Raw genomic sequence first — 12,255 nt, forward strand, 5'->3', positions numbered from 1 at the left:
CCGTCGAGGGGCCCCGGGAGGCCCTGCTCTCCCGTGTCGCCGAGGTCTGCCGCATCCGCCACGAGAACGTTCAGCTCCGCCGCCTCCCCGGCGACCCGCCCGGCCTGCTCGTCACCTGGACCGAGTCCGGCTTCGTCCGGCAGCAGCACGTCGGCGTCCTCGTCGGCACCCCGCGCGCCGAGGACGTCGACAGCTTCATCGGCCACGTCCACGCCTCCGGCGCCGAACCCGACGCCGAACTCGTCCACGACGGCCCGCCGCCCCCGCGCGAGCTCCGCGAGCACGCCCGCCGCCGCGGCGTCCTCGTCCGCAGCTTCACCGAGTTCCAGGGCCTGCTGGACCTGCGCGGCTACGTCGCCGCCCAGACCGAACGCCTCAGCGCCGACCCCCAGTACCAGCCCGCCCTCTACCTCCCCCAGCGCTACCGCGAACTGGAACGCCCCGGCGGCACGGAGCGCGACGGGCTCGTCGACGACGTCCTGCGCCTCCTCGACGCCGACCACGGCCGCTTCCTGCTCCTCCTCGGCGACTTCGGGCACGGCAAGACCTTCGCCCTGCGCGAGATCGCCCGCCGTCTCCCCGCCGAACTGCCCCACCTGGTCCCGGTGCTCATCCAGCTCAGCGGCCTCGACCGGGCCCACACCCTCGACGGGCTCGTCGCCGCCCACCTCGCCGGCCAGGGCGTCGACACCATCGACCTGCGCGCCTTCCGCTACATGCTCGGACAGGGCCGGATCGTCCTGCTCTTCGACGGCTTCGACGAACTCGTCAACCAGGTCACCTACGACCGGGCCGCCGACCACCTCCAGGTGCTCCTCGACGCCGCCGTCGACAGCGCCAAGATCGTCGTCAGCAGCCGCACCCAGCACTTCCGCTCCCAGGCCCAGGTGCTCACCGCGCTCGGCGAGCGCGTCGGGCTGCTCCCGCAGCGCCGGGTGCTCGCCGTCCAGGAGTTCACCCCCCAGCAGATCCGCTCCTACCTGGTCAACCGCTACGGCGACGCGCAGGCCGCCGACCGCCGGCTGCGGCTGCTGGAGGGCATCCCCGACCTCCTCGCCCTGTGCCGCAACCCCCGGCTGCTCAGCTTCGTCGCCGACCTCGACCACGACCGGCTGCGCGCCGTCGCGGGCGCCGGCCGGGCACTGAGCCCCGCCGGGCTCTACGAGGAGGTCTTCACCTCCTGGCTGCGCTTCGAGGCCCGGCGCGGGGAGGGCGGGCCCGGCGGCCTCCCCGGGCTGGACCTGACGCAGCTGTGGCAGGCCGTCACCACCCTGGCCCTGCGGCTGTGGCAGAGCGGCGAGAGCGCCCTGCGCCTGGACGAGCTCAACGACGTGGCCGAGACCCTCACCGAGCTCGCCGACTCCCGGCTGTCGGTGCCCCAGGCCGCCCACTCCGTCGGCTCCGGCAGCCTGCTGGTGCGCACCGACGACGGCCTCTTCCGGTTCATCCACGGGTCCGTGGCCGAATGGCTGGTGGCCCGCGAGGCCGCGGTCCGGCTCGGCCGGGGCGAGACGGGCGAGGCCGACCTCCTGGCCCGCCGCCCCCTCAGCAGGCTGGCCGTGGAGTTCCTCTGCGACCTCGCCGACCACCGCACCTGCCAGCGGTGGGCCGAGCGGGCCCTCGGCGGCGAGGACGGCGCGCCGGAGGGCCCGGCCGGCGAGACGGCCAGGGCCAACGCCATGAAGATCCTCAGCAGGCTGCGGATCCCCGCCCACACCGATCTGCGCGGCGCCGTCCTCGCCGGGGAGGACCTGTCCTACCGCGACTTCTCCGGCGTCGACCTCACCCGCGCCGACCTCACCGACGCCGGCCTGACCGGCGCCGACTTCTCCGGCGCGGTCCTGCGCGACGCCCGCCTCGCCGGCGCCCGCCTGGACGGCGCCGACCTGCGCGGCGCCGATCTGCGCGGCGCCGACCTGCGCCGGGCCCGGCTCATCGGCACCGATCTGCGCGGCGTCCGGGTCGGCGGCGGCAGCTGGCACCGCGCGGCCCTGATCAACGCGATCGCAGAACCGGCCGTCCTGGAGACCCCCGAACTCCGCGCGGCCGCCGTCGCCCCCGGCCTGACCGCCGAGCCCGGCTTCCGGCCCGCGGCCGTCGGCGTGCCCTACGGCTTCGACATGCGCACCAGCAGGCTGCCCGAGCCCGTCTCCTTCAGCCCCGGCGGCGAACTCCTCGCCCTCGGCAGCGAGGACGGCGGCGTCCTGGTCTGCGACGCCGCCACGGGCACCGCCCTGCGCACCCTCCACGGCCACACGGGCCGCGTCTACGCCGTCAAGTTCCGCGGCGGGGTGCTCGCCACGGGCGGCGCGGACGGCACCGTACGGCTGTGGGACCCCGTCTCCGGCCGGTGCCTCCACCGGCTCGCCGTCCACGCGGACGGCGTCTGGCCCGTCTCCCTGGACCTCACCGGGGAACGGCTGGCCACCGGCGACGCCGACGGCACCGTCACCCTCTGGGACGTCGCCACCGGCACCGTCACCCACCGCCTCCCCGGCCACAAGGCGCCCGTCTACACCGCCGTGTTCAGCCCCGACGGCACCGTCCTGGCCACCGGCGACGCCGCCGCGTGCGTACGGCTGTGGGACACCCGCGCCGGCCGGCTCCTCGGCGAGCTCGACGGCCACCGGGGAGCCGTCTACCGCGCCCGCTTCAGCCCCGACGGCACCCTCCTGGCCACCGGTGACATGGGCGAGGGCGACGGCGGCACCGTCCGGCTCTGGGACGTCGCCACCCTGCGGCAGCGGCACGCCTGCGCCGGCCACCCGGGCCGCGTCTACACCCTGGACTTCCACCCCTCCGGCACCCTGCTGGCCAGCGGCGACACCGACGGCCACGTCATGCTGCGGGACCCGCGCACGGGCGAGGCGGCGGGGCCCCCGCTGCTCGGCGGCGGCGCCGTCTACCAGGTGGTCTTCGACCCCGAGGGCGGCATGCTGGCGGCCGGCGGCAGCGACGGCTCGGTCCGGCTCTGGCGGATCACCCAGGCCGCCCCGCCCGCGGCCGGCTGGACGGCCGCGCCCCTGCGCCGGCAGCCCGCCGACCACCAGGGCTCGGTGTGGGCCTGCCGCTTCCGGCCCCACGGCGGCCCGGCGGCGCCGGAGACGGGCCCGCTGCTGGTGTCGGCCGGCAACGACGGCTCCGTCCGGCTGTGGGACACCACCACCGGCCGGGGCCGGAACGTCCTGCGCGGCCACGGCCGCAAGGTCGTCAGCCTGGCCTTCAGCGCCTCGGGCACCCAGCTGGCGGCCTGCGGCAACGACGGCGTCGTCCGGCTCTGGGACCCCGCCACCGGACGCCACCTGCGCGAGCTCACCGGCGACAACGACCGCCTGGTCTCCGCCGTGTTCAGCCCGCGCGGCCCGCTGCTCGCCACCTCCAGCAGCGACGGCGACGTCTACGTGTGGAACGCCGGGACCGGCGAGTACCAGCGCGAGATCGACGCCGAGACCGACCACGTCTGGGCCGAGACCTTCAGCGCCGACGGCGAGATCCTCGCCACCGCCAACGACGACGACACCGTCCGGCTGTGGTACCGCAGCACCGGCGCCCATGTCACCACCCTCGGCCAGCACCGGGGCCGGGTCCGCTCCCTGTCCTTCACCTCCGACGGCACCGGTCTGGCCACCGGCTGCGACGACTCGTTCGTCCGCCTGTGGGACCTCACCGAGAGCCGTCTCGTCGCCGAACTCCCCGGCCACACCGACCGGGTGTACGCGGTCGTCCACGGCCCTGGCGACGCCTGGCTGGCCAGCGCCTCCTGGGACGGACAGGCCATCGTCTGGCAGGACGGAGCCATAAGGCACCGGCTGCGCGGCCACACGGGACGGCTGTGGACGGCCGTCGCCCACCCGCGCCGCGCCCTGCTGGCCACCGCCGGCGACGACCGGACCATCCGCCTGTGGGACCCCCTGACGGGCGCCGGGACCGGCCGGCTGACCGGGCACACCGGCCGGATCCTCACCCTCGCCTTCAGCCCCGACGGCTCCCTGCTGGCCAGCGGCGCCGAGGACGGCACGGTGCGGCTCTGGTCGCTGCCGGAGGACGGCGAACCGGCCGCGCGGGCCACCCTCATCGGCGTCCCCGGCGGCTGGGCCGCCCTCAACCCCTCGGGGGGCTACAAGTTCGACGGCGACATCGCGGGCGAGTTCTGGCACGTCGTGGGCATGTGCCGGTTCGAGCCCGGCGAGCTCGACGACCACCTGCCCGGAGTGCGCCGGCTGGCCATGGACGCCGAGCTCTGACACAGGGTCAACGGGAGGTCCTGATCCGCAGGAAACGGGGGCGGTAGACGCTCGCGCGGTCGATCACGTCCCGGGGGACGAGACTGTTGACGTTGTAGGAGACGACCAGGTCGTCCGTGCCGCGCTCCAGCTCCGGGTGCTCGTGAGGGTTGTACGCCAGGACGTTCGGGTTCCGGTAGCTGCCGCCCGGGCCCGCCTCCGGCGCCGTGTACACCGTGCGCGGCGCGGTGAAGGGCCCGCCGGGGGAGCGCGACCAGGCCAGCCGCAGCTCCGCGCTGAACGGCACGTCCGCCCGCTGGGTGACCAGCGTGTACCAGGCCCCGTGCCGGACCACGCTCAGCTCGTCCGAGACCCGCAGCGCCGCCCCGCCGGGCCCGGCGAGCCGCGCGGCCCGCGACTCCTCGCGGGACCAGGAGCCGTCGGCCGCGCGGTAGCGCCAGGACCCGCGCAGGCCCGGACCGTCGACCCGGGCCAGATGGAGGTAGGCACCGCCGCCGGACGGGGCCGCCTCGGTGCCGTAGACATAGGTGCGGTCCCCCTCCCGTGCCAGCCACGCGCCCCAGGAGATCCCGGCCGACGACGGCAGCGGCGTGACCGACTCCGGCCGCGAGAGCCGCCCCTCGCGGAACCTCGCCACCACGGAGCCGCGCCAGGCCACGTCCAGCGGCCCGGTGCCGCTCCGCGCGTACCGGGCGTAGACGACCGCGACGCCCCGGCCGTCGGGGATCCCGGCCCGCGCCCAGTACCACTCGCCCGGGGCCTGCGGCGACACCAGGGAGCCGGGCCGCCCGGCCCGGTCCCGGCCGGTCACCGTGCGCGGGGCGCCGGAGCGGGGCCACAGGACGAAACTGTTGTGGACGAACGGCGTCGTCCCGCCCTCCCCGGTGACGGGGGAGCGGGAGCCGTCGGCCCGCACCGTGCCGAGGAACGTGTCCGAGAAGACCCACAGTTCACCGGCGGGCGTCGGCACCGAGTACGTGCTGTCCCCGCCCGTCCAGTGACCCGGATCGCGCACCCGGTCGGCGTACGCCCCGAACGCCCCGTCGAGCGCCGCCAGCGGGCGCGCCGAGACGACCCCGGGCGGCCCCACGGCGCCCCGCGCCGCCTGCGGCGGCAGGAAGGCGCAGACCGCGGCGGCGGCCACGAGCAGCATCCGGGACACGGCCGGCCGCCGGTTCGGCATCCATGAAATCCGCATGGCGCACAGTCAACAGCCACGGTCGTGCCGTGTCGCGGGGATCCGGCGCTCGGCCGAGCGGGTGATAAATGGCAGCACGGTCAGAGTGCACACTGACGGCCGCGCACCCGGGGCGCGACGATGCCGTGGGCCGGGACCGTACGTGTGGTCCCGGATCCCCCCGTCCGTTCGTGGAGGTGTCCGTGTACGCAACCGAGTTGGCCGTCAAGGCGCTGGAACCGACCCCCGAGGAGGAGCGCCTGGCCGAGGACTACGTCACCATCCTCGGCTCGCTCTCCGCCATGGAGCAGGCAGTGCGGGAGGGCGCCTGGCACCGTCTGCGCGACGAGGCCGACGAGCTGATGAGCGCCGCCGAGGAGATGTGGGCCGGTCTCCCCGGGGCGGACGACGACGAGGGCGCACCCGTCCAGGCCGTCCACGTGCCGTCCCAGGCCGACAGCGCCAAGATCCGCCAGCTGATCGCGGTGTACGCGCAGCCCTACGCGCTCGGCCGCGCCCTCTACCCGACGAGCCTCATCCAGGACGCCCAGCTGCGCCGGGCGGTGGAGGAGGAGCACGCGGAGGCGGAGCACACCGGGACGGGGTGACGGCGGCCCGGTGGGCGGCGGGCGCTGCCGGCCGCGCGGACCTCGCCGCGCACCGGCCGGTGCCCCGGCGTCGAACGGCCGCACTCGGCCGCTCGGGGAGAGCGCGGGAGTTTTGCTGAAGCATATGAACGACACGATGGAGTCGCCGGCGTCGCAGCCCCGGTGGTCATCGGGTCGGCAGCGCCACAGGGAAGGGAGTCCTCGGTCCGGGCGGGCAGCCGCTCCGGAAAAGCCCGGACGATCCGCCGGGCCTCCTCCTCCGGCGCCCCGCGCTCTCCCCGCAGTCGTGCGGCCAGCGGTATCAGGGAGGGGATGGCGCCGCACACGCCGGGCGCCACACCGGCGCGGGCTGCTCGAACAGAGGGGGCGCCAGGAACGCGCCGCGGCGGGCGTGGGCGCGGTCCGGGGCGAAGAGGGCCGATCCGAGACGGCGTTGTTCCGGAACTCCCGGACGTCGTTTGCCTCAGGGAACATCCCGGCTATGCCCGCGATCGCGACGGGGGCGGCGGTGAGCGGACGCATGAGTCGAGTCTTCGGCGACCGGCGGCCCGCCCCGCGCGAACCGGGCCCTCCGGAGGTGTTCTTGGCGCGCTCGGGCCCCTGTCAGTACGCCTCATCAACACATCCCGGCCAACTTCGCACACCTGTCCCCACGCGGCATCTGGCCACGCACCAGCAACGTACGTCACATCGCCGGGTTAAACCTTGGCTGATCCTCATCCCGGGGTGCTGTCAGGTCGTGGTCGCGTGTCTACTGTCCTCGGCCATGCGCTCACAGAAGTTCAGACGCCTCGGTCTGTCCGCGACCCTCGCCCTCGCCGCCGGCCTGTCCGTCATGGCCCAGCCGGCCTCCGCCGCCCCCGCCGCGCCCATGACGGTCACCGTCGACAAGGCGACCGCCAAGCCCGGCGACACGGTCACGGTGACCCTCACCTTCACCAACGACCAGACCACGAACGCCCAGTTCGTGTACCAGTCGATCCAGCCCACCTGGAACACCACGCAGGACCCCGCCCTGAAGTACGCGTTCAAGACCTGTGCCGGTGACACCGTGCAGTGCGACGTGGCCAACCAGAGCGGCACCCTGCGCTACAACGTGCCGATCCTCCCGGGAGCCACCCGCACCGCCAAGCTGACCTACCAGATCGCCGCCGACTCGGCCTGCGGCCCCAGCCGGAAGATCGAGTTCTACTCGTACCTGTACTACGAGTACCAGGGCGGCCAGGCGAAGAAGGACGGCGTCTACCAGACGAGCACCGACGTCGCCTGCGCCACGCCCGCCCCGGCGGCGGCAGCGCACAAGTAGGCCGATGCCACCCGGCCTCCGGGCCGGGGGCGACAAGCGGTGGGAGCGGCTCCGGCGGCGGCCGGGCCGCTCCCGGCAAACCCCTTCTGAGCTGGGGCGATTGTCAGTGCCCGGCAGTAGAATCGGGGGTGTGGAGCAAGAGTCCACGACCCCTGGAGGAGGACGCCCATGGCCGCTGTCGCAACACCGCATCCGCATCCGAATCTGCCGAGCCTTCCCACCCTGCCCAAGAAGCGCCTGCCCGCGGGGCAGCCGCGCGACTGGTACGAGACGTACAACCGCCAGCTGAAGGCGATGCGCCTGGCCATCGCCCTGCTGCACTCCGGTGTCTACACCCCTGACCGGGCCACGGACCGCAGGATACGGACGGCGGCCGTACAGATCGGGGTGCGCGAGCCCTCCGCGACCACCTGCCGGCTGGTGCGCGCCCTCGTCGCCCGCGGCACCCCGTCCTGAGCCCGTTCCGGACGCCGACCGGCCGGACCGGCCCCCAACAACGGGGCGGAATGCATGGATTCCCTCTACCGTTGACCCCGAGACGGCATGTTTCGCAGGTGAATCGCAGGAGGGCATGTGACCAGCGCGGTCGAGCACAGCACTGTCGAAGTCAACGGCGTCAGGCTGCACATCGCCGAACAGGGGCGGGGACCGCTGGTCCTGCTGCTGCACGGCTTCCCGGAGAGCTGGTACTCCTGGCGCCATCAGTTCGGGCCGCTGGCCGAGGCCGGCTACCGCGTGGTCGCGCCCGACCAGCGCGGCTACGGCCGCAGCGAACAGCCCGAGGCCATCGACGCCTACAGCATCTTCCATCTCACCGGCGACGTCATCGCCCTGATCCACGCGCTCGGCGAGGAGAGCGCGGTGGTCGTCGGGCACGACTGGGGCGCCCCCGTCGCCTGGCACACCGCCCTGTTCCGCCCCGACGTCGTACGCGGCGTCGTGGGCCTGAGCGTGCCGCCGATCCCGCGCGGCCCCGTACCGCCGCTGACCGCCCTCGGGTCGGTGCTCGGCGACGGCTTCTACCAGATCTATTTCCAGGAGCCCGGCCGCGCCGACGCCGAACTGGCGGCGGATCCCACGGCGGTCTTCCGCCGGCTGCTCGTCGGCGGCTCCGGAGACAGCCCCGTCACCGACCCGCCCCGCCCCTGGGTCGTCGCCAAGGGCGAGGCCCTGCTGGACACCATGCCCGAGCCCGACGGGCTCCCCGGCTGGCTCACCGAGGACGACATCGCCGCCTTCGCCCGGGAGTACGCCAACCACGGCGACCACGCCTTCACCGGCGGCCTCAACTGGTACCGCAACATCGACCGCAACTGGGAGCTCACCGCCCCCTTCCAGAACCGGGCCATCGAGGTGCCCGCGCTGTATATGGCGGGCGACCGCGACGTGGTGCGGTCCTTCCCCGGCATGGACCAGGTCATCGCGAACCTGGCGCACCTGGTGCCGAAGCTCCACCGCAGTGTGACCCTGCCGGGCTGCGGCCACTGGACGCAGCAGGAGCGGCCCGACGAGGTCAACGCCGCGCTCCTGGACTTCCTCGGTACGCTGCCCGCCGCGAAGTGACCGCCGCCGGCACCGCCCCGCCCGGGAGCGGCGAGCGCTCCCGGGACGAGGGCGGTGCCGGCCGGAGGGCACCGGTCAACCGCTGTGACCGCCGTGACCCTCGTGGCCACCGCCACCGTCATGGCCGCCACCGTTATGACCGCCGTCGTGGCCGCCACCCATCGCGTGGTGGAAGACCATCACCTCACGTGGCATGACGACGTACGGCCGCATCATCCCCATGTCCTCGTGCTCCAGCAGATGGCAGTGGTACATGAACCGGCCCTTCGCGCCCTCGAACCGGCCGATGACCTTCACCAGCTGACCCGGCGGCACCTGGATCACGTCCTTCCAGCCCGCGTCGCTGTCCGACACCGGCGCCGCCCCGCCGTACTCCAGCGGGGTGCGGGTGCCGCCCAGCGCCTGGTCGAAGCCGCTCCCCTCGCCCGTCGGATAGAGCTCGCGGCCCAGCACCTGGAAGTCGATCAGGTGGATGTGCATCGGGTGCATGGGGCCGCCCAGGTTGATGAAGCTCCACTGCTCCCACGCGCCGTGCTCGACCATGAAGCCGAGCGCGTCGTCGAAGGTCGTGGCGCCCCGGCGGTAGGTGCGCACCGTGCCGTCCGGGCCCTTGAGCTGGATCACCCCCTCGCCCGGCACGGTCACCGTGCCGGGCTCCACCGGATGCATCTCCCACAGCCCCGGGTGGCCGTTGCCGGCGGTGCCGGGCGGGGTGAGGACGAGCAGCCGGTGGCCGTGCTCCGGCGCGGTCTCATGAGTGATCCGCCGGAACGAGCCGGAGATGACCTCCGGCAGCGTGAACGGGTCCCGTACCTTCTCCTGGTCCACCCGGAACTGCATGATCTCCGGATGGCGCACCCCCTCGGCCGCGTTGACCAGCCGGACCCGGCGGCCGCGCAGCGCGCCGAAGTCGATCAGCACGTCGAGGCGTTCGGCGGGCGCCACGGGCAGCGGCTCGTCCAGCGCCACCGGCCGCGGCAGCAGCCCGCCGTCCGTGCCGATCTGCCACATCGCGCCGCGCACCGGCTCGCCGGTCTCGTCGTCGACCAGCCGGAGGAGATACGTCCGGCCGTTGGCGGCGTTGAGGACCCGGAACCGGTACCACCGGGCCGCGACGTCCAGATGCGGCCAGATGACACCGTTGACCAGCGTGTACGGGCCGGTGAACGCCCGGGTGAGGTTCTTCCCCGCGGCGTCGTGGGCCACGACGACGGTCTTGTGGAGCAGCGCGCCCGTCAGCCGGCCGTCCTCGTCCTGGTCGAGGTTGCGGTCCTGGACGATCAGCGGGATCTCGTACGGGCCGCGCGGCAGCCGCAGGGCGTCCTCCTCGTCGTCCCGCACCAGGTACATCCCGGCCAGGCCCGCGAAGACGTTCCAGCGGGTGATGTCCATCGCGTGGTCGTGGTACCACCAGGCCACGGCCCGGTGGTCGTTGGGGTATTCGGCGAGCTGGCTGTCGCCGGGCGAGACGGCGTTCTCCGTCCAGCCGTCGTTGCCGCCCCCGGTGTTGGCGCCGTGCACATGCGTGACCGTCCACGCGGGCAGCGCGGCCACCTCGGCCAGCGGCGCCGCCCCGCCGCGCCCCGGCTCGTCCGCCGGGTCGGGCCCGCCCGGCACGGGTACGGCCTCGACGGCCACCACCGGGTGGGCGCCCGTCAGCCGGTTGCTCCAGGTGACGCGGAGCCGGCGGCCCCGCCGGACCTCGATGGTCGGCCCCGGGAAGTGGCCCTCGTACGTCCACACCCGGGTGGGCGGCAGCTGCGAGTGCAGGCGCACCCAGGTGGCGGTCTGGTTGATCTCGATGCCCCTCAGCGCCTCGGCCCGGCCGGGCCGCAGCACCGGCGGGACGCGCAACGCGTCGAGGAAGGGCGTGAGCTCCGCTGCGGCTTCCTGCTTTCCGGCAGGCTTTCCGGCAGCGCCGAGCCCTGTTTCGGTCATGCGGTACCCCCGTACACGCTTCCCCCGTGCCGCCGGCCGGAGCCCGGCGGCAGCTGTCACCACTGAAGACGCACGGGCGCACAACAGGGTTGCGTGTAAACGGGAGTTCGAGTCAGAGCCACCCGAGCCGTGCGCGCGCGGGCGGCCGGGCACCGCGCAGCACCTTGCCCTCCGTGCTCAGATAGCCGCGCGCGTAGTCGAAGCGGGAGGTGTCGGAGAAGGTGAGGTACAGCCATTTGAAGTTCTCGGCGAAGACGTACGCGGGGCAGTGGTCGCCCTTGGCCATGGGCCGGCGGGTGACGTCGGCGACGACCGTGTAGCCGCCGGGGACGCGGTGGTGGGCCTTGAGGTTCTGGAAGTAGCGCCACGCCGTGGTGCGGTAGAAGGGGTCCCCGGTCTGCCAGTACAGCTCGAAGGCGCAGTTGGCGTACTCGGGCCGCAGCTCGTTGCGGGGGTCGGTGGCCTTGAGCCCCGGGTAGTCGATCTCCTCGGGGATGACGGCGTACTTGTCGAGGACGGCGGTCCAGGAGCGGTAGTAGTCCGCCGCCAGGGCGTTGTCGCCGCCCACCGGGAGGACCGCGACGGCCAGCGAGGACTGGCGCCGCCCCAGCGGGGCGCCGGTGCGGAAGTCCACCTGCCGGAACCACAGCAGCCCGCCCGACCGCTCCGCCTGGTGCTTCTTGATCGCCGCCGTGAGCGTCCGGAACCACTCGCGGCAGTCCTCGTCCCGGAACATCGTCCAGGCGCCCCACAGATACTCGTAGAAGGAGTCCACCGGGGGATTGACGGCGATCGCCGTCCGGTCCGCCCACTCGCCCGACTCCACATCGATGGTGGTGGCGAGCAGATCGAGCGAGGAGCGCCGCCGCACCACGGCGCCCAGCGCCCCCTTGGCGGCCCGCAGATAGCGCGGGTCACCGGTGAGTTCGGACAGCAGGCCGAATTCGAGGATGTGGGTGCCGATCTCGGCCAGCGGCACCGTACGGCCCGAGACCGCGCCCGTCCGGAGGTTGACGAAGCGGTAGGGCATGCCGGTGGGGGAGCGGGTGAAGGCGGGCAGCAGCCGGTCCGTCAGATCGGCGCACAGTTCCAGCAGTGCCCTGCGGCCGGTGACCAGGTACCCCGCGAGCAGCCCGCCGACCAGCCGGATGGTGGTCTCGAAGACCTGGAAGGGGGCGTCGATGTCGAAGTCCAGCCGGTCGTCGATCCAGTCGAGGCACAGGCCGACCTCGTCGTCGAGCCCCATCAGGAAGTGGGTGTCGAGCGCCTCGACGATCGACAGCCCGACCGGGTGCCCGGCCGCGAAGAACTCCCGGTGCCCGCCCGAGACGGGCAGTACCTCGTCGTGCCCCCACGCGAACCGCTTGTAGCCCGTCCAGGCGTGGAGGAACTCGGCCCGGATCTCCCGCGCCTTCCCCG

Annotated in this window: 8 protein-coding genes; 5 read left to right on the plus strand and 3 right to left on the minus strand. The window is 73.9% G+C overall.

Annotated features, from left to right (window positions below):
• Positions 1-4,244 (plus strand): pentapeptide repeat-containing protein (locus K6I33_RS22465; RefSeq protein WP_229355957.1); only part of this gene is annotated, 4,244 nt, incomplete at its 5' end.
• A gap of 7 nt (positions 4,245-4,251) precedes the next feature.
• On the opposite strand, the gene K6I33_RS22470 is transcribed toward K6I33_RS22465, so the two are convergent.
• Complete coding sequence (locus K6I33_RS22470; protein ID WP_229355960.1) at positions 4,252-5,427, minus strand: hypothetical protein; 1,176 nt, start codon at positions 5,425-5,427, stop codon at positions 4,252-4,254.
• A gap of 197 nt (positions 5,428-5,624) precedes the next feature.
• Here K6I33_RS22470 and K6I33_RS22475 point away from each other — a divergent pair, with 197 nt between their 5' ends.
• The 4 genes from K6I33_RS22475 (at position 5,625) to K6I33_RS22490 (ending at position 8,898) form a co-directional block, all read left to right on the plus strand.
• Positions 5,625-6,029, plus strand: a complete 405-nt coding sequence (locus K6I33_RS22475) for a hypothetical protein (protein ID WP_229355962.1) — start codon at positions 5,625-5,627, stop codon at positions 6,027-6,029.
• Between the two features lie 766 nt (positions 6,030-6,795).
• Positions 6,796-7,335: a hypothetical protein gene (locus tag K6I33_RS22480; protein WP_229355964.1), complete on the plus strand. Its 540-nt coding sequence runs from the start codon at positions 6,796-6,798 to the stop codon at positions 7,333-7,335.
• Positions 7,336-7,503: 168 nt separating this feature from the next.
• Complete coding sequence (locus K6I33_RS22485) at positions 7,504-7,791, plus strand: hypothetical protein (protein WP_229355966.1); 288 nt, start codon at positions 7,504-7,506, stop codon at positions 7,789-7,791.
• Between the two features lie 117 nt (positions 7,792-7,908).
• Positions 7,909-8,898, plus strand: coding sequence for an alpha/beta fold hydrolase (locus K6I33_RS22490; RefSeq protein ID WP_229355969.1), 990 nt, complete (start codon positions 7,909-7,911; stop codon positions 8,896-8,898).
• Positions 8,899-8,973: 75 nt separating this feature from the next.
• Here the strand turns inward: K6I33_RS22490 and phsA are convergent, their stop codons facing one another.
• Both phsA and K6I33_RS22500 read right to left on the minus strand, forming a co-directional pair.
• Positions 8,974-10,836 carry an O-aminophenol oxidase PhsA gene (gene phsA, locus K6I33_RS22495; RefSeq protein ID WP_229355978.1) on the minus strand — a complete coding sequence of 621 codons (1,863 nt, stop codon included), beginning with the start codon at positions 10,834-10,836 and terminating at the stop codon, positions 8,974-8,976.
• A gap of 112 nt (positions 10,837-10,948) precedes the next feature.
• A partial coding sequence (locus tag K6I33_RS22500; protein WP_229355980.1) for a glycoside hydrolase family 47 protein occupies positions 10,949-12,255 on the minus strand: 1,307 nt, incomplete at its 5' end.

Source organism: Streptomyces sp. UNOB3_S3, from assembly GCF_020740895.1.
Classification (GTDB): domain Bacteria; phylum Actinomycetota; class Actinomycetes; order Streptomycetales; family Streptomycetaceae; genus Streptomyces.